Annotated in this window: 22 protein-coding genes; 8 read left to right on the top strand and 14 right to left on the bottom strand. The window is 63.5% G+C overall.

Features of this window, described 5'->3' with window-relative positions:
* Positions 1-19: 19 nt before the first annotated feature.
* The 7 genes from FGK64_RS11395 (at position 20) to FGK64_RS11370 (ending at position 7541) form a co-directional block, all read left to right on the top strand.
* Positions 20-214: a ubiquinol-cytochrome c reductase iron-sulfur subunit N-terminal domain-containing protein gene (locus FGK64_RS11395; RefSeq protein ID WP_138863903.1), complete on the top strand. Its 195-nt coding sequence runs from the start codon at positions 20-22 to the stop codon at positions 212-214.
* 81 nt (positions 215-295) lie between these two features.
* Entirely contained in the window at positions 296-3259 is a 2964-nt protein-coding gene (locus FGK64_RS11390) for a formate dehydrogenase subunit alpha (protein WP_138863902.1), read from the top strand.
* Positions 3260-3272: 13 nt separating this feature from the next.
* Positions 3273-3866 carry a formate dehydrogenase FDH3 subunit beta gene (fdh3B, locus tag FGK64_RS11385; RefSeq protein WP_138863901.1) on the top strand — a complete coding sequence of 198 codons (594 nt, stop codon included), beginning with the start codon at positions 3273-3275 and terminating at the stop codon, positions 3864-3866.
* 111 nt (positions 3867-3977) lie between these two features.
* Positions 3978-5264 carry a formate dehydrogenase subunit gamma gene (locus tag FGK64_RS11380; protein WP_138863900.1) on the top strand — a complete coding sequence of 429 codons (1287 nt, stop codon included), beginning with the start codon at positions 3978-3980 and terminating at the stop codon, positions 5262-5264.
* 3 nt (positions 5265-5267) lie between these two features.
* Positions 5268-6536, top strand: a complete 1269-nt coding sequence (locus FGK64_RS11375; RefSeq protein WP_138863899.1) for a c-type cytochrome — start codon at positions 5268-5270, stop codon at positions 6534-6536.
* Positions 6537-6539: 3 nt separating this feature from the next.
* Entirely contained in the window at positions 6540-6665 is a 126-nt protein-coding gene (locus tag FGK64_RS22730) for a hypothetical protein (RefSeq protein ID WP_281280405.1), read from the top strand.
* Positions 6666-6668: 3 nt separating this feature from the next.
* Positions 6669-7541 (top strand): helix-turn-helix transcriptional regulator, encoded by an 873-nt coding sequence (locus tag FGK64_RS11370; RefSeq protein WP_138863898.1) that lies wholly within the window; start codon positions 6669-6671, stop codon positions 7539-7541.
* Positions 7542-7565: 24 nt separating this feature from the next.
* On the opposite strand, the gene FGK64_RS11365 is transcribed toward FGK64_RS11370, so the two are convergent.
* The 11 genes from FGK64_RS11365 to FGK64_RS11315 all read right to left on the bottom strand — a co-directional run bounded on the left by FGK64_RS11365 (position 7566) and on the right by FGK64_RS11315 (position 17301).
* The gene (locus tag FGK64_RS11365; RefSeq protein WP_138863897.1) at positions 7566-8390 is read right to left on the bottom strand and encodes an ABC transporter substrate-binding protein; all 825 of its coding nucleotides are present in this window, start codon (positions 8388-8390) and stop codon (positions 7566-7568) included.
* Between the two features lie 24 nt (positions 8391-8414).
* On the bottom strand, positions 8415-9149 hold the full coding sequence (locus FGK64_RS11360; RefSeq protein WP_138863896.1) for an ATP-binding cassette domain-containing protein: 735 nt from the start codon (positions 9147-9149) through the stop codon (positions 8415-8417).
* Positions 9142-9855 (bottom strand): ABC transporter permease, encoded by a 714-nt coding sequence (locus tag FGK64_RS11355; RefSeq protein WP_138863895.1) that lies wholly within the window; start codon positions 9853-9855, stop codon positions 9142-9144. Before FGK64_RS11355 ends, FGK64_RS11360 begins: the two co-directional genes overlap by 8 nt.
* A 155-nt stretch (positions 9856-10010) precedes the next feature.
* Entirely contained in the window at positions 10011-11003 is a 993-nt protein-coding gene (locus tag FGK64_RS11350) for an ABC transporter substrate-binding protein (RefSeq protein ID WP_138863894.1), read from the bottom strand.
* Positions 11004-11048: 45 nt separating this feature from the next.
* On the bottom strand, positions 11049-11828 hold the full coding sequence (locus FGK64_RS11345; RefSeq protein WP_138863893.1) for an ABC transporter permease: 780 nt from the start codon (positions 11826-11828) through the stop codon (positions 11049-11051).
* Positions 11825-12694, bottom strand: coding sequence for an ABC transporter permease (locus FGK64_RS11340; protein WP_138863892.1), 870 nt, complete (start codon positions 12692-12694; stop codon positions 11825-11827). The genes FGK64_RS11345 and FGK64_RS11340 overlap by 4 nt, the downstream gene beginning before the upstream one ends.
* A 423-nt stretch (positions 12695-13117) precedes the next feature.
* A complete protein-coding gene (locus FGK64_RS11335; RefSeq protein WP_138864301.1) occupies positions 13118-13903 on the bottom strand; it encodes an ABC transporter ATP-binding protein in 786 nt (261 codons plus the stop codon).
* A gap of 37 nt (positions 13904-13940) precedes the next feature.
* Entirely contained in the window at positions 13941-15398 is a 1458-nt protein-coding gene (gene hydA / locus FGK64_RS11330) for a dihydropyrimidinase (protein ID WP_138863891.1), read from the bottom strand.
* Between the two features lie 15 nt (positions 15399-15413).
* Positions 15414-15731 (bottom strand): hypothetical protein, encoded by a 318-nt coding sequence (locus FGK64_RS11325; RefSeq protein ID WP_138863890.1) that lies wholly within the window; start codon positions 15729-15731, stop codon positions 15414-15416.
* Positions 15732-15756: 25 nt separating this feature from the next.
* Positions 15757-17007, bottom strand: a complete 1251-nt coding sequence (locus FGK64_RS11320; protein WP_138863889.1) for a Zn-dependent hydrolase — start codon at positions 17005-17007, stop codon at positions 15757-15759.
* A gap of 9 nt (positions 17008-17016) precedes the next feature.
* Complete coding sequence (locus tag FGK64_RS11315; RefSeq protein WP_138863888.1) at positions 17017-17301, bottom strand: cupin domain-containing protein; 285 nt, start codon at positions 17299-17301, stop codon at positions 17017-17019.
* Between the two features lie 147 nt (positions 17302-17448).
* Between FGK64_RS11315 and FGK64_RS11310 the strand changes: the two genes are divergently transcribed.
* On the top strand, positions 17449-18066 hold the full coding sequence (locus FGK64_RS11310; RefSeq protein WP_138863887.1) for a TetR family transcriptional regulator C-terminal domain-containing protein: 618 nt from the start codon (positions 17449-17451) through the stop codon (positions 18064-18066).
* Here the strand turns inward: FGK64_RS11310 and FGK64_RS11305 are convergent.
* The 3 genes from FGK64_RS11305 to FGK64_RS11295 all read right to left on the bottom strand — a co-directional run bounded on the left by FGK64_RS11305 (position 18041) and on the right by FGK64_RS11295 (position 22140).
* Positions 18041-19327 (bottom strand): MFS transporter, encoded by a 1287-nt coding sequence (locus FGK64_RS11305; protein WP_138863886.1) that lies wholly within the window; start codon positions 19325-19327, stop codon positions 18041-18043. The genes FGK64_RS11310 and FGK64_RS11305 overlap by 26 nt on opposite strands.
* An 85-nt stretch (positions 19328-19412) precedes the next feature.
* Positions 19413-20717 (bottom strand): NAD-dependent dihydropyrimidine dehydrogenase subunit PreA, encoded by a 1305-nt coding sequence (preA, locus tag FGK64_RS11300; RefSeq protein WP_138863885.1) that lies wholly within the window; start codon positions 20715-20717, stop codon positions 19413-19415.
* Between the two features lie 88 nt (positions 20718-20805).
* Entirely contained in the window at positions 20806-22140 is a 1335-nt protein-coding gene (locus tag FGK64_RS11295) for an NAD(P)-dependent oxidoreductase (protein ID WP_138863884.1), read from the bottom strand.
* Positions 22141-22240 lie beyond the last annotated feature (100 nt).

Genomic DNA, 22240 nt, shown 5'->3' with positions numbered 1-22240 from the left:
ATATGGGAAGGAGCCAGCGATGAGCGAGCAAAAGACCAAAGGCGCCAGCAGCCGCCGAGATTTCCTGAAACTGGCCGGCACCGCCGCGCCCGCCGCCGTGGCCGCAGCCGCGATGGGCGGCACGCAGGCCGAAGCGGCCGAGCCACCGGTGAACGAGACCCGCATTCAGGACACCGATCACACCCGCGCCTACCTGGACTCGGCGCGCTTCTGACACGGCCGCGCGACCGCCGCGCGACGCACCAACAGTACCAAGCAAGCCGCTAAAGACGGCCAGCACGGGAGGATACGGACCATGTTGAGAAAGAAGACCAGCAGCGTTTCCAGAACGCCGGCGCGCACCGGCATCATCGCGCAGGCCGCGCATAAAACGGTTGACCGGCGCGCCTTTCTGCGCGGCTCGGGGCTAGCCATTGGCGGGCTGGCCGCGATCGGCGCCACCGGCGGCACGGTCACACGGGCCAGCGCCCAAAGCGCCGCGCGCGAGGCTGTAAACACCGTCAAATCCGTCTGCACCCACTGCTCGGTCGGCTGTACCGTGGTGGCCGAGGTGCAGAACGGCGTCTGGACGGGGCAGGAACCCGGCTGGGACAGCCCGTTCAACCTGGGCGCGCATTGCGCCAAGGGGGCCTCGGTGCGTGAACATGCCCATGGCGAGCGTCGCCTGAAGTACCCGATGAAGCTGGTCGGCGGCGAATGGACCCGCGTCAGCTGGGACCAGGCCATCAACGAGATCGGCGACCAGATGATGGCGATCCGCGAGGAAAGCGGCCCGGATTCGGTCTACTGGCTGGGCAGCGCCAAGCATTCCAACGAACAGGCGTATCTGTTCCGCAAGTTCGCCGCCTATTGGGGCACCAACAACGTCGACCACCAGGCACGGATCTGCCACTCGACCACTGTTGCAGGCGTGGCGAACACATGGGGCTACGGCGCCATGACCAACAGCTACAACGACATCCACAAGTCCAAGGCGATCTTCCTGATCGGCGGCAACCCGGCCGAGGCGCATCCCGTGTCGCTGCTGCATATCCTGAAGGCGAAAGAGCAGAACAACGCGCCGCTGATCGTCTGCGATCCGCGCTTTACCCGCACCGCCGCCCATGCCGACGAATACGTGCGGTTCCGGCCCGGGTCTGACGTAGCGCTGGTCTGGGGCATCCTGTGGCACATCTTTGAAAACGGGTGGGAGGACAAGGAATTCATCCGCACCCGCGTCTGGGGCATGGACCAGATCCGCGAGGAAGTGGCCCAATGGACCCCCGAAGAGGTGGAACGCGTCACCGGCGCACCCGGTTCGCAGCTGCGCCGCGTGGCGCAACAGCTGGCCAACAACCGCCCCGGCACCGTGATCTGGTGCATGGGCGGCACCCAGCACACCAATGGCAACAACAATACCCGCGCCTATTGCATCCTGCAACTTGCGCTGGGGAACATGGGCGTGGCCGGGGGTGGCACGAACATCTTCCGTGGCCATGACAACGTGCAGGGCGCAACCGACCTGGGCGTGCTGGCCGATACGCTGCCCGGCTACTACGGGCTGTCGGCGGGCAGTTGGGCCCATTGGGCCCGCGTCTGGCAGGAAGACCTCGACTGGCTCAAGACCCGCTTCCACGACGAAGACATCATGCAGGCCACCGGCATTCCGGTCAGCCGCTGGATCGATGGCGTGCTGGAAGACAAGGACAACATCGACCAGCCAGATCGCGTTCGCGCGATGGTTCTGTGGGGCCACGCGCCCAACTCGCAAACCCGCGGGACCGAGATGAAGACCGCGATGGAAAAGCTGGACCTGATGGTCGTGGTGGATCCGTATCCGACGGTGTCGGCGGTGATGCAGGACCGCACCGATGGGGTGTACCTGCTGCCGGCGGCGACCCAGTTCGAGACGCGCGGTTCAGTCACCGCATCGAACCGGTCGCTGCAGTGGCGTGAACAGGTGGTGGCACCGCTGTTCGAATCCCTGCCCGATCACACCATCATGGCGAAATTCGCCGACAAGTTCGGGTTCTCGGACCGGCTGTTCCGCAATATCGCGGTGGAAAACGGCGAACCCAACGTCGAGGACATCACCCGCGAATTCAACCGCGGCATGTGGACGGTGGGTTATACCGCGCAAAGCCCCGAGCGCATCAAGATGCATATGGAGAACCAGCACACCTTCGACCGCACAACGCTGCGCGCCGTGGGTGGCCCCGCCGATGGCGATTTCTACGGGATGCCGTGGCCCGCTTGGGGCACGCCCGAGATGAACCACCCCGGCACTGCGAACCTGTACGATATGTCGCTGCCGGTAGCCGAAGGCGGTCTGACCTTCCGTGCGCGCTTTGGTGTCGAGCACGATGGCGACAACCTGCTGGCCGAGGGCGTCTATTCCGTCGGGTCCGAGATCCAGGATGGCTATCCCGAGTTCACCATGCAGATGTTGCAGGACCTGGGCTGGGACGGCGACCTGACCGAAGACGAGCGCCGCTCGATCGAATATGTCGCGGGCTATCGCGACCTTGAAGGCAACCGGACCGGCGAAGGCGAGGAAGTCGGCGAGCAGGATCAGCAGGGCCCGTACCCCTCGGACTGGCAGGAAAAGATCGGCGGCGTGAACTGGAAAACCGACCTGTCGGGCGGCATCCAGCGGGTGGCGATCAAGCATGGCTGCGCCCCCTTCGGTAACGCCAAGGCGCGCGCCGTGGTCTGGACCTTCCCCGATCCGGTGCCGAAACACCGCGAACCGCTCTATTCCAACCGGCGCGATCTGGTGGCGGATTACCCGACCTACGACGACAAGAAGTTCTGGCGCGTGCCGACGATGTACAAGTCGATCCAGGAAAAGGACTTTTCCGAGGATTACCCGATCATCCTGACCTCGGGGCGGCTTGTCGAATATGAAGGCGGCGGCGACGAAACCCGGTCGAACCCCTGGCTGGCGGAATTGCAGCAGGACATGTTTGTTGAAATCAACCCGCGCGACGCCAACAACCTTGGCATTCGTGATGGCAGCCAGGTCTGGGTCGAAGGCCCCGAAGGCGGCAAGGTGCGGGTGATGGCGATGGTGACGAACCGGGTCAATTCCGGCGTGGCCTTCATGCCCTTCCACTTTGGCGGGCATTTCCAGGGCGAGGACAGGCGCAGCAAATACCCCAAGGGCGCCGACCCTTACGTGTTGGGCGAGGCGACGAACACCGCGCAGACCTATGGCTATGACTCGGTAACCCAGATGCAGGAGACGAAGGCCACTCTCTGCAAGATCTGGGCAGCGTAAGGAGGACGGACAGATGGCAAGAGCAAAATTCCTCTGCGATGCCGAACGCTGCATCGAATGCAATGCCTGCGTGACGGCGTGCAAGAACGAACACGAGGTGCCGTGGGGTATCAACCGGCGCCGGGTGGTGACGATCAATGACGGCGATCCGGGCGAACGCTCGATCTCGGTCGCCTGCATGCATTGCTCGGACGCGCCCTGCATGGCGGTCTGCCCGGTCGATTGCTTCTACCAGAACGAGGAAGGCGTCGTTCTGCACAGCAAGGACCTGTGCATCGGGTGCGGCTACTGCTTCTACGCCTGCCCGTTCGGCGCGCCGCAGTACCCGCAGGCCGGCAACTTCGGCTCGCGCGGGAAGATGGACAAATGCACCTTCTGCGCCGGCGGCCCCGAGGAGAACCATTCCTCGGCCGAATTCGCCAAGTACGGGCGCAACCGGATCGCCGAAGGCAAGCTGCCGATCTGTGCCGAAATGTGTTCGACCAAGGCGCTGCTTGCCGGCGACGGCGATGTGGTTTCGGCCATCTACCGCGAACGCGTTGTGGCGCGCGGCTTTGGCTCGGGCGCATGGGGCTGGGGCACAGCCTATGACCAGAAGGGCGGCTGATCGCCCTTTTGGAACCAACACCTGAACGACTGGCTGCGCCCGGAGGATCCTGCGATTTTCCGGGCGCGTCTCCCCTTGGCCCTTTGGCCGCATAGTTGATCCGAGGCTTTCATGCGCGCGCTCAAACTTCTGTTGTGTCTGACTTTTCTGGTGTTCGGCTTTGCCGCCACAGCGCAGGATACCCCGGTGCGCGAGGTGCCGCTGCATGTGGATCCGGGGGCAAGTTCCGTGCGCCCTCCCGAGGAAACCACCCCAGCGATCGAGGCACGCCCCACCACAGGCGGCGCCCAGACACTGGAAGACATCCTGCGCCGTCAGCGCGGTGAAAAGGTCGACGACCAGTTCCGACGCGATGCGATCGGCGATCCGGCCCGCGCCGCGCCGCCGGTTGGCCCGTTGGGCACTCTGGGCGGTGCGTCGGACGCCGAGGTGTTCCGGTCTCTGCGCTATGGCAGTGCCAACACCACGGTCAGTGCCCGCGGCCCCGCCGCCGATGTGGTAATTCAGGATGGCGGCATGTGGTGGCTGGGATTCCGGCGTGGTCCCCTGCTTGAATACGGCGCGTATTTCCTTGGTGGCGTGATCGTGCTGCTGGCGCTGTTCTACCTGATCCGGGGCCGCATCCGGATCGAGGGCGCAAAGACCGGCCGCACCGTCACCCGCTTCAAGGCCATCGAACGCTTTGGTCACTGGCTGCTGGCGGTCAGTTTCATCCTGCTGGGTCTTACCGGGCTTCTGTCGCTGTTCGGGCGCGCCTACCTGATCCCCGCGTTTGGACATGACGTGTTTTCGAGCCTCGCCATCGGGTCGAAGTGGGTCCACAACAATGTCGCCTGGGCCTTCATGATCGGGCTTGCCATCGTGATCGTCGCCTGGATCGGGCACAACCTGCCCGACAAGACCGACCTGAAGTGGATCGCCAAAGGCGGCGGGCTGTTCACCAAGCACAGCCACCCGCCCGCCAAGAAATTCAACGCCGGGCAAAAGGTGATCTTCTGGGCCGTGGTCGTGCTGGGCCTGTCGATCAGCGCCTCGGGCCTGTCGCTGCTGTTCCCGTTCCAGATGCCGATGTTCGCCGCCACCTTCACCCATATCAACGACCTGGGCCTGCCCCAGCTGTTCGGCTATGCGCCCCTGCCCGAAACCATGGCACCGCATGAGGAAATGCAATACGCCCAGCTGTGGCACGCCATCGTCGCCTTCGTCTTCATCGGCGTGATCCTGGCGCATATCTACATCGGGACGCTGGGGATGGAGGGCGCCTTTGACGCCATGGGCAGCGGCGAGGTCGAGGAACAATGGGCCCGCGAACACCACAGCCTCTGGCTGGACGAGGTGAAGCAGAAACAGGCCACCGACGCCAAGGCGCAACCGCCGGGCGCCACCCCGGCGGAATAGCGTATGGGGCGTTGGCTGGCGGGCTTGGTGGCGCTGTGTCTGGCCTCTCCGGTGGCCGCGCAAGAGTTCTTTACGCTCGACGGCCACGGCGGCCCGATCCGCCAGATCGCCGTGGCACCCGACGGGCGCATCGCCACCGCCAGTTTCGACAATTCGGTGGGCCTGTGGTCGGATAAGGTTCCGCACTGGTACGAGGGCCACGCCGCCGCTGTGAACGCCGTGCTGTTTGCCCGTGGCGCACTGTTTTCCGGCGGCGACGATTTCACCCTGCGCCGCTGGCCCGACGGGGCCGAGGTGGGCCGCCATGACGGCAAGGTGGTCGCGCTGGCCGCCCTGCCGGGGGCGATTGCATCAGCCAGTTGGGACGGCACCATTGGCCTCTGGCCGCTGGACGGATCCGCTCCGTCGCGGCTGACCGGGCACCAGGGGCCGGTGAACGCGCTGGTGCTGCGCGATGACGGGGCGCTGCTGTCGGCCTCGACAGACGGCAGCATTCGCGCCTGGGATGTGGCGACCGGGCAGGAAACCGCGCGGCTGGTGCGCGACGGGTTCGGGATCAACGCGCTGGTGCTGGATCCGGCGGGCGCATGGCTGGCCTATGGCGCGGCCGATGGCACCACCCGTGTGATTGACCCCGAGACCGGCGCTGCCATTGCCGATTTCACCGCTGATCGGCGGCCGATCCTTGCGCTGGCCGTGTCGCCCGATGGCAGCCGTCTGGCCGTGGGGGATGGGCACGGCTATATCATGGTGATCGACACGCTGGCGTGGACCGTGGCGCATGATTTCCGGGCCACCGCCTCGGGTCCGATCTGGGCGCTGGCGTTTTCGACGGATGGCCACCACATCCTGGCCGGTGGTCTGGAAAACCGGGTCTATGGCTGGCCGCTGGCCGATCTGGGCGATCAGGTGCCCATGTCGGGTGCCCCCCGCGATTTCCTGCGCGCACCTGAAACGATGGAGAACGGCGAACGCCAGTTCATGCGCAAATGTTCGATTTGCCATGATCTGCGCGGCACTGGCAGCCGCCGTGCGGGCCCGTCGCTGGCCGGACTGTTCGGGCGACGTGCCGGAGCCCTTGCGGGATATCCGTATTCCGATATCCTTGACGGATCGGATATCGTCTGGAATGACAATACGATAGACCAGCTGTTTGACATCGGGCCCGACCACTATATCCCCGGGTCCAAGATGCCGATGCAGCGTATCACCAACCCGCAGGATCGGGCCGATCTGATCGGCTTTCTGCGCCGCGCAACTGCACCGGAGTAGCCGATGAAAGCCTTTGTTGCCGCCCTTGCCGCCATCGCAATCGTTTCGACCGGCGCGTGGTTCGCGCTGGGCCACGCCGGATTTTCCGCCGCCGAGCGCGGCACCGGCGAGAACGTCCGGCTTGACTGACGGGTGAGCGCCTATCTGACAACGCGCGAGTTGGCCGATCTGCTGCGCATCGGCGAACGCAAGGTCTATGATCTGGCCGCCAGCGGAGAGGTGCCCTGCGTGCGTGCGGTGGGCAAGCTGCTGTTTCCACGTGCTGAAATTGCCGCATGGCTCGCCGCCTCGCGCAGCGGGCCGGATGTGGCGGAACCGCCGCTGCCGCCGATCCTTGCGGGCAGCCATGACCCGCTGCTGGACTGGGCCTTGCGCGAAAGCGGCTCGGGGCTGGCGAGCTTTTACGACGGATCGTTCGACGGGCTGAAACGCTTGGCTGATCGCTCGGCGCAGGCCGCAGGGCTGCACATCCGCGAGGCCGAGGGTTGGAACGTCGCCGCCCTCCGCGACGCGATGGGCGAGGCGCCGGTGGTGCTGATCGAATTGTTCCAGCGCCAGCGCGGGTTGCTGTTGGCGCCGGGGGTGTCGGGGATTGACGGGTTTGGCGCATTGAAGGGCCGCAGCGTGATCCTGCGGCAGGACAGCGCCGCCAGCCTGCGCGAATTCGACAGCCGCCTGACACAGGCCGGGCTGAGCCGACACGACATCACCGCCCTGCCCGACCGGGCCCGGACCGAGGAAGACCTGGCGCTGGCGCTGAGCCAGGGCAAGGCCGAAGCCGGGTTCGGCCTTGGCGCGCTGGCCGGAATCTACGGGCTGGGGTTCGTGCCGCTGATACAGGAACGGTTTGACCTGGCACTGTGGCGGCGTGCCTGGTTCGACCCGCCGCTGCACGCGCTGATGCAGTTCCTTGCCAGCCCCGCCTGCGCCGTCCGCGCCGAGGAATTCGGCGGCTACGACCTGACCGGGCTGGGCCGGGTGCAGTTCAATGGCGCCAGCGGCTGATTTGCCACCGGCGCCTTGTCTGGATTACTCGGCGTTCGGAAAGAACAGCTGCTGCCCGTCGAGTTTGAAGTCGGCAATCGCCGCCTGACCATCGGGACCGATCAGCCAGTTGATGAAGGTCTGGCCCTCGACCGCTTTCACGCTGGGATGCTTTTCGGGGTTCACCAGGATCACGCCGTACTGGTTGAACAGCTTGTCGTCGCCTTCCACCAGGATTTCCATGCCGTCCTTGTTGCCGAAGGAAATCCATGTCGCCCGGTCACTCAGCACATAGGCGCCCATACCGGCGGCGGCGTTCAGCGTCGCGCCCATGCCTGATCCGGTTTCCCGATACCACCCGCCCGACGCGGCCTTGACGTCGATATCGGCGTTGCCCCAATGGCGCAGCTCGGCCTTGTGGGTGCCGCTGTCATCCCCGCGCGAGGCAAAGACGGATTCCGACTTCGCGACCGCCTGAAGCGCAGCCACGATGTCGCTGCCGCCTTTCACGCCCGCCGGATCGGCGCTGGGCCCGACCAGAACGAAATCGTTGTACATCACGTCAAACCGCTGCACGCCCCAGCCGTCGGCAACGAATTTTTCTTCCGCCGGTTTGGCGTGGACCAGCAGCACGTCGCCATCGCCGTTGGTGGCGTTCTTGATCGCCTGGCCCGTGCCCACGGCAACCACGCGCACCTCGATCCCCGACTGTTCAGTGAACTCGGGCAGGATCGCATCCAGCAGGCCGGAATTCGCGGTCGAGGTGGTGGATTGCACCACGATGAAACTGTCGGCGGCCAGGGCGGCACCGGCAAGCGACACGGTGACGGCCAACGCGCCAAGCGGCACATGGAACCAAGGTCTGGTCATGTTAATACTCCTGTTGGGTTGAGATCAGATCACCAGCGCACCGGCCAGAAAGCGGCGCGCAATGGGGGTTTCGGGGGCCTCGAAAAATCGCGCCGCCGGGGCGTGTTCGACCACGCGGCCGCCGTGCATCAGCACCACGTCCTGCCCCAGCCGCCGCGCCTGCCCGATGTCATGTGTCACCATCACGATGCGGATGCCCCGGCGCGAGGCGTCAAGGATCAGGGCCTCGATGGCCTGCGTGGCGCTTGGGTCCAGCGCGCTGGTGGGTTCGTCCAGGAACAGCACCTCGGGGTCTGTCGCCATGGCCCGCAGGATCGCAAGCCTCTGCGCCTCGCCGCCTGAAAGCGAGCGCGCGGGCTGTCGCGCCTTCTGGGCCAGTCCGCCCTCGGCCAGCAAAGCCGCGATACGCGCGGGTCGGTCGGCACGCGGAACGCCCCGCCGGCGCAATACGAAATCAAGGTTGCCCTGAACCGACCGCCGCAGCAGCACCGGCCGCTGGAACACCATCGCCTGACGTGTGCGCAGCGCCTCGGCGCAAGGCGCGCCATCGACCAGCACCCGGCCCGCATCGGGCGCGACCAGCCCGTGCAAGCAGCGCAGCAACAGGCTCTTGCCCGCGCCGTTCGGTCCCAGGATCAGCGTCGGCCCCGGCCCGTCAATGGCAAGGTGATCGACATTCAGCAGCGTCACACCATTACGCCCGACCCGCAGGCCCTCTGCCTGAAATGTCATGGCCATATCGGGGGCGAAATCACGCATGGCGCACCTCGGCCCCTTCTCCGCGTTCGACCAGCGCGCTGACCGCCGCCGTCACCGTGATTGCCAGCGCGATCAGGATCGTGCCAAGGGCCAGCGCCAGTGCCAGATTGCCCTTGGAGGTTTCCAGCGCGATCGTGGTCGTCATCACCCGGGTGACATGGTTTATATTGCCGCCGACCATGATCACCGCGCCGACCTCGGCGATGGCGCGGCCAAAACCTGCCAGCAGCGCCGTCAACAATGCCAGCCGCCCATCCCACAGCAGCGTCGGCACCGAGGCCAGCCGCGACACCCCAAGGCTGCGCAGCTGTTCGGCATATTCGGCATCCAGCGTTTCCACCGTCTGGCGCGTCAGCGCCGTGATGATCGGCGCCACCAAAAGAACCTGCGCGATAATCATCGCCGTCGGCGTATAGAGCAGCTGCAACACCCCCAGCGGCCCCGAGCGTGACAGTGATAGGTAGACCAGCAGCCCTACCACCACCGGCGGCAGACCCATCAGCGCATTGATCAGGACGATCACCGCCCGCCGCCCCGGAAAGCGCAGAACCGCCAGCGCAGCCCCCAGCGGCATCGCAATCGCGGCGGCAATCACCACCGCCGTCAGCGACACCTGCAAAGACAGCAGAACGATTTCCCACAGATCGGGGTCACCGGTCAGGATCAACCGTAGGGCCAAACTGAATTCTTGCGCAAAATCCTGCATGTTCTCCCATCACGCGGCGGATTCCGTAACTTACTACAGTGATTTCACATTTTTCAGATCCATGCACCCAGATTCCGAGCGCACATAAAAAATCCCCCCGGATTGCTCCGGAGGGATGTCAGCCGCCGAACGCTTGGCCCGGCTATGGCATCAGATCAGTTCAGCGCCTTGTCGGTGATCTCCATCGTATAGGCGCCTTCCGGCTCTTTCGTGATGACCGGGTCAGACCCGCCCGACAGCAGCGACTGTACCGTGCGCTGATAATCGGCCTCGTCCAGCGCGCCATTCGAGCCCGAGGTCAGCTTGGCCACTTCGCCCATCATCCGCTTCTGGTGCTTTTCGGTCTGAGCGCCGGTTTCGTCATATTCCAGCACGATCTCGGCGGCCTCGTCGGGGTTTTCCTCGGCGTATTTCCAGCCCTTCATCGAGGCCCGCACAAAGCGCACCATCTCGTCGACGAACTCAGGATCCGAAAGTTTTTCTTCCATCACGTACAACCCGTCTTCCAGCGTGGCGACGCCCTGGTCCTCGTACTTGAAGGTCACCAGCTCGTCTTCGCTGATCCCGGCGTCGATCACCTGCCAGTATTCGTTGTACGTCATGGTCGAGATGCAGGCCGCCTGCTTCTGCAACAGCGGATCGACGTTGAAGCCTTGTTTCAGAACTTCGACACCATCGGCGCCACCCTCCGTCGGGATGCCCAGTTGGCTCATCCAAGACAGGAAGGGGTATTCATTGCCGAAGAACCAGACACCCAGCGTGGTGCCGGGAAAATCGTCAGGGCTGGTCACGCCGCTTTCCTTCAGGCAGGTCAGCATCATGCCCGACGATTTGAACGGCTGCGCGATGTTGACCAGCGGCAAACCCTTTTCGCGCGCGGCCAGGGCCGACGGCATCCAGTCGATCACCACATCGGCCCCGCCCCCGGCGATGACCTGCGTCGGCGCGATATCGGGGCCGCCCGGCTTGATCGTGACGTTCAGGTCTTCCTCTTCATAGAACCCCTTCTCCAGCGCCACGTAGTAGCCCGCGAATTGCGCCTGTGTAACCCATTTCAACTGCAGCGTAACATCGTCTGCCGCATGGGCACCGCCACCCAGCAGCGCCGCCGCCATGGCTGCACCCAGCGTAGTTTTGTAGTTCGACATGAGAGACCTCCTTGTTGTCGTCCTGTTGTTATCTCGTTGTTATTCTTAGCGTCGCCGCTGCGACGGATGCCAGAACGTCGCCCAGCGTTCGACCAGCGCGACACCGGCATAAAGCAGCGTACCCGCCATGGCCGACACGGCAATTTCCGCCCAGACCATATCGATTCCCAGCCGCCCCACCTCGGTCGAGATGCGAAACCCCATGCCGCGCGTGGGAGAGCCGAAATATTCCGCAACGATCGCGCCTATCAGCGCCAGCGTTGCCGAAATTTTAAGCCCGTTGAAGATGAACGGCATGGCAGCAGGCAACCGCAGCTTGGTCAGTTCCTGCAGATACGAGGCCGAATAAGTGCGCATCAGGTCGCGCTGCATCCGGTCGGTATCCTGCAGGCCCGCCAGCGTGTTCACGAGGATCGGAAAGAACACCATCACCACGACCACGGCGGCTTTGGAGTGCCAGTCGAACCCGAACCACATCACCATGATCGGCGCAATCCCGACGATTGGCAGCGCCGCGACAAAATTCGCAACGGGCAGCAAGCCCTGCCGCAGGAACGGGCTCGCATCGATAACGATCGCCGCGCCCAGCCCGGCCAGTGCGCCGATTACCAGCCCGGTCAGCGCGCCCTTGATAACGGTCTGCACAAAGTCGATCCAGAGAATCCCAGTCGAGGCGGCAAAGCGCGCGCCAATGTCCGATGGCGGTGGCAGGATGGCAGGCGGAATGTCAAACAGCGCGACGATCAGCTCCCACAGGATCAACACGATAATCCCGAAGGCCACGGGCAAGCCGATTTTCAGCAGTGGAGAGACGGGTTGGATCATACCGGTCGCGCCCCCATCATCCGCACCGCCACCTGTTCGATTGCGCTCACCACCCAGATCAGCAACGCCGCCAAGATCGCAGCCGCGAAAAGCGCGGCCCACATGATCATCGGCTCACCAAATTGCGACCCGATCAGCATCCGCGCCCCAAGCCCGGCGATGGCCCCCGTCGGCAATTCCCCCACGATGGCCCCCACCAGGGCCGCCGCCACGGCGATCTTGAGCGAGGCAAAGAAATACGGCAGCGAGGCGGGCAACCGCAGCTTCCAGAAGGTCTGCGCCCGGGTCGCGCCGTAGGTCCGCAACAGATCAAGTTGCATCGCATCGGGGCTGCGCAACCCCTTCACCATGCTCACGAGCACGGGGAAAAAGCTGAGGTATCCTGCGATGATTGCCTTGGGCACCATCAAACTTCCAGCACCCGCCGCATTCGCCAACACGACGATCATTGGCGCCAAGGCGACAACGGGGATGGTCTGCGAGATTATGGCCCATGGCATCAGCGCAAGGTCTGCAATCCGGCTAAGGACGATCAGGACGGCCAAGGCCACTCCAAAGACGATACCCAGCACAAAGCCCCACATCGTCGCCTGAAGCGTGATGATCCCATGATAGACGAGGCTGCGCTTCGAGGTGACCTTCTTGTCAAAGATCCCGTCATGCAGTTCGGCCGCCACCTGATGCGGCGCGGGCAAACGCGCGCGATCCTGGTTCATCGTATCTCGGAGAACCTCCGAGAACGCTGGCACTGTGCCCGCCCGCGCGGCCTGATCCATGACCCAGCTGCGATTCATCAAGAAGGAACCAGCATACCAGATCGCAAAAATGCAGGCGACCACCACAAGAACCGGAAAGACTCTCTTCACGAAGCCCCCTTTCCGATTTCACTATTCCCCAAATACTCAAAGCTATTTGGCATCCGAAGGCACGCGGTTTTGAGTATTTTAAGAATAATGAAAGGGTTTAAGCCTTGAATGTAACCACGGTACAGGCTGGAGAGCCGATGACCGTGAATGGTGAAAGGGGCGCTCGCAGCCCAACACGCAATGCGGGATGGTACCGGGGAGCGGAGGGCGCCCGAGGCTTCCCGGGCCATTATGCGGATTTGAGTTTTGTGCCCGCCGTTGTTCGCGCGCCCGGTCAAATCAACCGCGTTATCCATGCGCCTCGATCGAAGGCCGCGCCTGACGCGGCAATGGTTGCGACAAGTTTTTCTGGGATGTCGCTGCGCCGTTGAGAGCCAAGCGTGCGTAGGAGCAGGCAGTTCGGTCGGGGTGGCACGGTGCCCTTCAGTCATCGGCATGCCCCGCCCGTAGACCCTCGCGCACGCGGTGGGCGATTTCGATGAATTCAGCCGAGTCGCGAATGTCGAGCGGCCGTTCTTTAGGCAGCGGGCTTTCGATGACATCGGTGATGCGCCCCGGACGCGGCGACATGACCACGATCTTGGTCGAGAGATACACCGCTTCGGGGATCGAATGCGTGACGAAACCGATGGTCTTGTCGGTACGCGCCCACAGCTTCAGGAGTTGTTCATTCAGGTGATCGCGGACGATTTCGTCAAGCGCACCAAAGGGTTCGTCCATCAACAGGATATCGGCGTCAAATGCCAAGGCCCGCGCGATGCTGGCGCGTTGCTGCATTCCACCCGACAACTGCCACGGGTATTTCCCTCCAAAACCTTCCAGATCAACCAGTTGCAACACGTCTTTCACGCGTTTGTCCTGCTCATCCCGGGAAAAACCCATGATCTCGAGTGGCAGTTTGATGTTCTTGGCAATGGTGCGCCACGGGTACAGCCCCGCCGCCTGGAATACATAGCCATAGGCGCGGGCGCGGCGGGCCTCCTCGGGGGTGACACCGTTGACCGTCAGCGTCCCGCCGGTTGGATGTTCCAATGCCGCGATACATCGCAGGAAGGTTGTTTTCCCGCAGCCCGAGGGGCCGATGAAGCTGACAAAATCGCCCTTATGGATGCTTAGGTTCACGTCGCGCAGCGCGTGGACCGGGCCATCGTTGGTTTGGAAGGTAAGGTCCAGACCCTGCGCGGCAATCACCGGCTGGCTTGAAGACATCTGCGTATTCGCTTGAAGTGTCACCACAAAGTCCTGATCAGACGCCGGTGGCCGGGATACCGCTGCGCTTGACCGGACGCGGCGCGGTCAACTCTTTCCAGGACGACAGCGCCTTGTTGACCGGGGTGTTGGGCGCGCGTTTGACGAATTTGCCGTGGCCTTCTTCGGTGCGGATTTCGCCGTCATGCACGGCGACCTGGCCGCGTGTCAGAGTGAACCGGGGCAGACCTTTTACCGCCATGCCTTCGAATACGTTATAGTCGATGGCCGACTGCTGGGTGCTCGCCGAGATCACCTTTTCCTTTTTTGGATCGAGCACCACGATATCGGCATCGGCGCCCACCAGAATGGCGCCCTTCTTCGGGTAGCAGTTCAGGATTTTCGCGATATTGGTTGAGGTTACGGCGACAAATTCATTCGGCGTCAGACGCCCTGTTTCCACGCCGTGGGTCCAGAGCACCGGCATCCGATCTTCCAGGCCGCCGGTGCCATTGGGGATCTTGGTGAAATCGCCCACGCCATAGCGTTTCTGTTCCGTGGTAAAGGCGCAGTGATCCGTCGCCACGACCGAGAGCGAGCCCGATTGCAGCCCGTGCCACAGGCTGTCCTGATGTTGCTTGTTGCGAAACGGGGGCGACATCACGCGGCGCGCGGCGTGGTCCCAATCGGCATTGAAATATTCCGATTCATCCAGGGTGAGGTGCTGGATCAGCGGCTCCCCCCAGACGCGTTTGCCCAGTTGGCGCGCGCGGCGGATCGCTTCGTGGCTGTCTTCGCAGCTGGTGTGGACGACGTAAAGCGGCACGCCCGCCATATCGGCGATCATGATGGCACGATTGGTGGCTTCGCCTTCCACCTGCGGCGGGCGCGAATAGGCGTGCGCCTCGGGGCCGGTGTTGCCGGCCGCCAGCAGCTTGGCCGAGAGTTCCGCCACCACATCGCCGTTTTCGGCATGCACCATGGCGATGCCGCCCAGTTCCGCAAGTCGCTGAAACGACGCATACATTTCGTCGTCGTTCACCATCAGAGCACCCTTGTAGGCCATAAAATGCTTGAAGGTGTTGATGCCGCGTTCGCGCACCACGGTTTCCATCTCGTTGAACACCTGCTCGCCCCACCAGGTGACGGCCATGTGGAACGAGTAGTCGCAATTCGCGCGGGTCGATTTGTTGTCCCACATCTGGAGCGCATCCAGCAGGCCCTGTTCGGGCGCGGGCAGTGCGAAATCCACCACCATCGTGGTGCCGCCGGCCAGCGCAGCACGGGTGCCGCTTTCGAAATCATCGGTGGAATAAGTGCCCATGAAGGGCATTTCCAGATGGGTGTGCGGGTCGATCCCACCGGGCATCACGTAGCAGCCTGTCGCATCCAGTTCCTGATCGCCGCGCAGATCCTTGCCGATTTCGGTGATGACACCGTTTTCAATCAGCACATCCGCCTCGTAGCTCAGGTCGGCGGTGACGACGGTTCCGTTCTTGATGACTGTGGTGCCCATCTCTCTCTCCTGTTGTCAGACCGAAGCGTAACACCCGATCGCATTTCCGTGCACGCCAATGTCCAGCGGACCGAAGTCGCTTTCGACACATAGCGAAAAGTAATCTGCGCTGGGCAGATAGATGACCCTGTAGGGCCCGTTGGGCCGCGTCACCGACCAGCAGGTCTGGGTGATGCCGCCGGAAAAATTCACCGTCACCTTGCGCGGTTCGCGCAGGGCCTTGCGGAACGCCTCGACCGTCATCTGCCCCGCGCGATCCTGCGTGGGGAAATCGCGCATTTCCTGCGCGATCAGGGCCTTGATATGGCCGGGGATGTCGGTGTCGGTGTCCATGTTGTGCGGCCCCCGCCCGGGCCGATTACTCCACGATCCCCGCCGTTTCGACCACCGCGTGGAACAGCACGTTCGCCCCGGCGGCGGCCCATTCGGGCGAAATTTCCTCGGCCTCGTTGTGACTGAGGCCGTCGACACAGGGGCACATCACCATCGCCGTGGGCGCCACCTGGTTGATCCAGCAGGCATCGTGCCCGGCACCCGAGATGATGTCACGATGCGAATAGCCCAGCCGATCGGCCGCGTCGCGGATCGCGGTGACACAGCCCTCGTCGAAGGCCACGGGATCGAACCCGCCGACTTTCTCGAATTCGACCTGCATCTCCATCTTGTCGCAGATGTCCTGCGCGGCAGCCTTCATCCGCGTCACCATATCCTCGATCACCGCCTTGTCGGGCGAACGGAAATCGACAGTAAAGACGACCTTGCCCGGGATAACGTTTCGCGAATTCGGATAGACATCGATATGTCCCGCCGCGCCCACCGCATCGGGCGCGTGGCTCAACGCGATCTCTTCGACCTTTTCCAGCACTCGCGCCATCGCAAGCCCGGCATTGCGCCGCATCGGCATCGGAGTGGACCCTGTGTGCGAATCCTTGCCGGTGATGGTGACTTGGGTCCAATCAAGCCCCTGCCCATGAGTGACAATGCCGATGTCTTTCTTCTCGGCTTCGAGGATCGGGCCCTGTTCGATGTGCAGTTCGAAAAACGCATGCATCTTGCGCGCGCCCACCTCTTCGTCGCCGCGCCAGCCGATGCGGGTCAGTTCATCGCCAAAGCTCTTTCCTTCGGCGTCCTTGCGGCCGTAAGCCCAATCCTGGGTATGGACCCCGGCAAACACGCCCGAAGACAGCATGGCAGGGGCAAATCGCGTGCCTTCCTCGTTCGTCCAGTTGGTCACAACGATGGGATGGCGTGTCTTGATGTTCAGATCGTTCAGCGAGCGGATCAGTTCCAGCCCGCCAAGCACGCCCAGAACGCCATCGTATTTGCCGCCGGTGGGCTGCGTATCCAGATGGCTGCCCACATACACCGGCAGCGCATCCGGGTCGGTGCCTTCGCGGCGGGCAAACATGTTGCCCATGGTGTCCAAGCCCATCGTGCAACCCGCGTCTTCGCACCACGACTGGAACAGCGCACGGCCTTCTGCATCGGCGTCGGTCAGCGTCTGGCGGTTGTTGCCACCTGCCACGCCGGGCCCGATTTTTGCCATTTCCATCAGGCTGTCCCACAGCCGTTCGCCATTGATCCGCAGATTTTCGCCAGGCGCTGCCATGCGTCTCTCCTATTTCAACTCGACTTCGACAAAGGCCATCGGCGCATCGCCGCCATTTATCACGTTATGATTTACGCCCTGGTCCCGGCGATAGCTGGTACCCGCCTCGATCTGCACGGTGCGCGTTGCGCCGCCGGGTTCCTCCAGCGTCATCGTGCAATCGGTCAGGGTGGTAATGACGTAGTCCATCCCATGTTCGTGCCAGCCGGTTTCGGCGCCGGGCGCGAAATCGAACCGCGTGACCCGCACGCGATCATCGTCGATCAACTGTGTGGCTGTGGCGGCAGCGCGCATCGCCCGTCCCCCTTGGCTATTATTCTTTTTGACCATCTGGTCAAAGCGACGCTATCACGACAGGGTGACACGTCAAGAAGATGACGCAACGCAATCTCGCCTTGGCTGCGTTAAGTGACGCGAAAACAGGCACCGGAAGGACCGAAAATGGCACAGCCCCGCCCCGTGACCCGCATTCAGCGCAAGAACCGCGCCGCGATTCTCGATGCGGCGCTGGATGTGTTTTCTCTCAAGGGGTTTGATGGGGCCACGGTGGATCAGATCGCCAGTTCGGCGGGGCTGAGCAAGCCGAACCTGTTGTACTATTTCCCATCGAAAGAGGCGATTTACACCGCGCTTCTGGGTGAATTGCTCGACACCTGGCTGGATCCGCTGCGCGCGCTGGATCCGGGCGGCGATCCGCTGGCCGAGATTCTGGCCTATGTACAGCGCAAGCTGGAAATGAGTCGTGATTTTCCCCGTGAAAGCCGCCTCTTCGCGAATGAGATCATTCAGGGCGCACCCCGGATTGCCGGCGAACTCAGCGGAACGCTGCGCGATCTGGTGGATGATACGGCCAAGGTGATCGATCTTTGGGCTGATGAAGGCCGGATTGCACGCGTCAATCCGCATCATCTCGTGTTTTCGATCTGGTCGCTGACCCAGCACTACGCCGATTTCGATGTGCAGGTGCGCGCAGTTCTGGGAGAAGGTGTGACGGACCCCTTCCCCGAGGCCGAGGCCTACCTGCGGACCATGTTTACCCGGATGCTGACTCCGGGCTGACGTCAGAGCCAGCAGGTTCGACCGGCGCATTTTCACCTTCCCCCAGCGCAAGCGCGGCGGTTTCCGGGGTCGATCCACGGCCCGCGGGTGTTGCAACGAAATTGCCCTTCTCGGCCTCTGTCACCGGCGCCCGCGCCCGGATGCGCAGCAGCGCAAAACCGATCAGCAGCGCATGGGCCACAAGGGTGGTTGCGAAAAGGCCGAAGGAACCGAAATTGGTCATGCCGAACCCGGCCAGCGACGGCCCGATGATCGACCCTGCGCCAAAGATCATCAGCAGACCCCCACTGACCTGAATGCCGGTGCCGGGCGGGGCGTGATCATTGGCATGGGCCACGATGATCGGGTACATCGCATAGACGGTGGCGCCAAAAGCGCTGGCCAGCGCGAGGTTTATCAGCAACCCCTCGGGTTGCATCAGGATAAAAGCCAGATCGGCCCCCAATGCCGCAATCGCCACAACAACCAGAACCTTGCGCCGGTCCAGCCGGTCCGAGGCCATGCCGATCGGCACCTGCGAAATCGCCCCCGCCAGCACCGGAAGGCTGGCAAACAGCGCGACGGTGCCAAGGGTCAGCCCGATCCGGTCGGCATAGACGGCCGAGAGCGTGCCGAAGGCGCTGTTCGAGATGCCGACGCAGAACACGGCCACCACCGCCACCGGCGAATTGCGCCACAGCGCCGCCGGGTCGAGTTTCACGCTGACCAGCGGCTTGGGCGTGGCGCTGGAGGAAATCGACAACGGGATCAGGGCTAGGCAGTAGAAGATCGCGGCAAGGACGAAAAAGGTGAACCCGCTGCTGTCTCCCAACGCCAGCGACATCTGCCCCATGGTCGAGGCCAGCAGATTCACCATGGTATAGATACCGAAGATGCGGCCGCGCGACTCAGGTGCGGCGCGTTCCGATAGCCAGCTTTCGACGATCATCGCCGCCCCGGCAAAGCAGAAGCCACACAACCCGCGCAGTGGCACCCAGACCCAAGGCGTTATGAACAGCAGCGAGAGCAGAACCGACACAGCCGCCAGCGCCGCCATCACGCCGAAAGACCGGATATGCCCGACCCGCCCGACAAGACGTGGGCACAGGATACAACCGAGAACGTAGCCAACCGCCCAGCCGGTGCCAAGAAGACCCAAAGAGGCTGCGGTGAACCCTTCCGCCGAGCCTCGGATCGGAAGGATCAACGCATTGATCCCGCCCGCAAAGATCAGCAGGGCAGAGCCGAACAACAGGGCGCTGATGGGCAGGAATTGTTTCATCTCCTGCCCTTATGCGACGGCGTGGAAAATTCTTTCAAGAATTTTCACAAGAAAATTGAATTTTCTTGGCCGCGAGTTGGGAAGGTCATTCGGCGGCCTGGGCGGCGGGGTTGTTGGGATGTGTCGTCCAATTCGCGTACTCTGATGGCACCGGTTTCCCCGTGCGCTTGTCCATCTCTCCGGGTTGCAGTTCGACCATGGTTATGCAGTTTTCCACCGGGCAGACATCGACGCAAAGGTTGCAGGCTACGCATTCGTCATCCTGAACCTCGAACACGCGATCCGGGGACATGGAAATCGCCTGATGCGAGGTGTCCTCACAGGCGGCATAGCAACGACCGCATTTGATGCAGGCGTCCTGGTCGATCCGCGCCTTGGTAATATAGTTCAAGTTCAGATACTGCCAATCGGTCACATTGGGCACGCCCGCGCCAATGAAGTCAGATGTCGCGGCATAGCCCTTATCGTCCATCCACTGGCTAAGGCCCGAGATCATTTCCTGCACGACCTTGAAGCCATAGGTCATCGCCGCCGTGCAGACCTGCACGTTGCCCGCGCCCATCACCATGAACTCTGCCGCATCGCGCCAGGTGGTGATGCCGCCGATCGCGCTGATCGGCTTGCCGCGGGTTTCAGCGTCGCGCGCGATTTCCGCCACCATGTTCAGCGCGATGGGTTTCACCGCCGGGCCACAGTATCCGCCGTGGGTGCCCTTGCCGTCGATCGTGGGTTCCGGCGCCATCAGGTCAAGGTTGACCGAGGTGATCGAGTTGATCGTGTTGATCAGCGACACCGCGTCGGCATTGCCCTTGAACGCGGCCTGCGCCGGTTTTCGGATGTCGGTGATGTTCGGCGTCAGCTTCACGATCACCGGCTTGGAGTAATACTGTTTGCACCATTCCGTCACCATGGTGATGTATTCGGGCACCTGCCCCACAGCCGATCCCATGCCGCGTTCGGCCATGCCGTGCGGGCAGCCGAAGTTCAGCTCGATCCCGTCGGCGCCCGTCGCCTCGACCATCGGCAGGATCGCCTTCCAGGCCTCTTCCTCGCAAGGGACCATAATCGACACGATCAGCGCTCGGTCGGGGTAGTCGCGTTTGACGCGAGTGATCTCCTCGAGGTTGGTTTGCAGCGGCCGGTCAGTGATCAGCTCGATGTTGTTGAGCCCCAGCAGGCGGCGGTCGGCGCCATAGATCGCGCCGTAGCGCGGGCCATTTACGTTGACCACCGGGGGCCCCTCGGAGCCCAGCGTTTTCCACACGACACCGCCCCACCCCGCCTCGAAGGCGCGGCGGACGTTGTATTCCTTGTCGGTCGGCGGCGCCGAGGCCAGCCAGAACGGGTTGGGAGAGGTGATGCCAAGAAAATTCGTTGTCAGATCGGCCATATCGGGCCTCCTATCATGTCTCGCGGTGCGGGCGTTTGCAGGTGCCCGGAAAGGGTGTGGCGCGGGGCCCGTGGGCGCCCTGCCCTGATCAGCCCACCAGGACGGCGTGCATGTCCATCGCGGCGTCGCGGCCTTCGGCCACGGCGGTCACGGTCAGGTCGTCGCCGCCACTGGCGCAATCGCCCCCGGCCCAGACCCCGGCGACCGAGGTGCGCCCGGCCTCCGTGACGGCGATCTTGCCGCCCGACAGATCCAGGCCTTCGGGCGCGTCCGTCAGCGTCTGGCCAATGGCCTTGAAAACCTGATCGGCGCGCAGGCGGAGGGTTTCGCCGGTGCCTGTGACGGTGCCGTCCTGCACGGTGGTATATTCCAGCTCGATCTCGGCGGCGGCGCCATTGCCGTGCACCGCGACGGGGCGCAGGTTGAACATCAGCCGCACACCGTTCTGCGCCGCCAGATCCTGTTCGTAGCGGCTGGCGCCCATGGCCTCCTGCCCGCGGCGGTAGACGATGGTCACGTTTTCCGCGCCAAGCTTGCGCGACTGGATCGCGGCATCCACCGCCGTCATCCCGCCGCCAATCACCACCACGTCGCGTCCCACGGGCAGTGCGCCAAGGTCAGAGGATTGGCGCAGATCGGCGATGAAGCCGACCGCATCGGTGACATTCGCCTTGTCCTCGCCACTGGCGCGCAGGGCATTCACGCCGCCCAGGCCGATCGACAGGAACACCGCGTCGAAGTCGTCCTGCAAGCCGGCCAGCGACAGCGACTCGCCCAGCCGTTTGCCCTCGACGATTTCGATCCCGCCGATCTGCATCAGCCAGTCGACCTCGGCCTGGGCGAACCCATCGGGCGTCTTGTAGGCCGCGATGCCGTACTCGTTCAGGCCACCGGCCTTGGCGCGCGCCTCGTAGATCGTCACGTCATGGCCCAGCATCGCCAGACGGTGCGCACAGGACAGGCCCGCAGGCCCCGCGCCCACCACGGCGACGCGCTTGCCGGTGGCAGCAGCGCGCTCAAAAGGATGCACGCCCTTCGCCATCAGCCGGTCGGTCGCAAACCGTTGCAGGCGCCCGATCTCGACCGGCGCGCCCTCGGCCGTTTCACGCACGCAGACCTCTTCGCAGAGCGTTTCCGTCGGGCAGACCCGCGCGCACATGCCGCCCAGGATGTTCTGGTTGAAGATCGTCTTCGCAGCCGCCTCGGGCGTGCCGGTCCCGATCTGGCGAATGAACAGCGGAATGTCGATGCTGGTCGGACAGGCCGTCATGCAGGGCGCGTCATGGCAGAAATAGCAGCGATCCGCCGCGACGGCGGCCTCGTGCGGGGCCAGGGGCGCGTGCAGGTCGGTAAAGTTTCGGGCAATGTCATCGGCTGGAAGGCGCCCCGGCACGATGCCGGGGGTCGTCTGGCTGTTTGCCATCTCGGTCTCCGCTGTTGTCGTATTGTTTTGCAGTCAGAGTGCCACAGATCCCGCGTTTGACAACATTTTTTTGACCACGCGGTCAAAAAATGCCGGATGC

The sequence above is a fragment of the Arenibacterium halophilum genome, assembly GCF_005938225.1.
Classification (GTDB): domain Bacteria; phylum Pseudomonadota; class Alphaproteobacteria; order Rhodobacterales; family Rhodobacteraceae; genus Arenibacterium; species Arenibacterium halophilum.
This window is presented reverse-complemented; position numbering and strand designations above follow the sequence as displayed.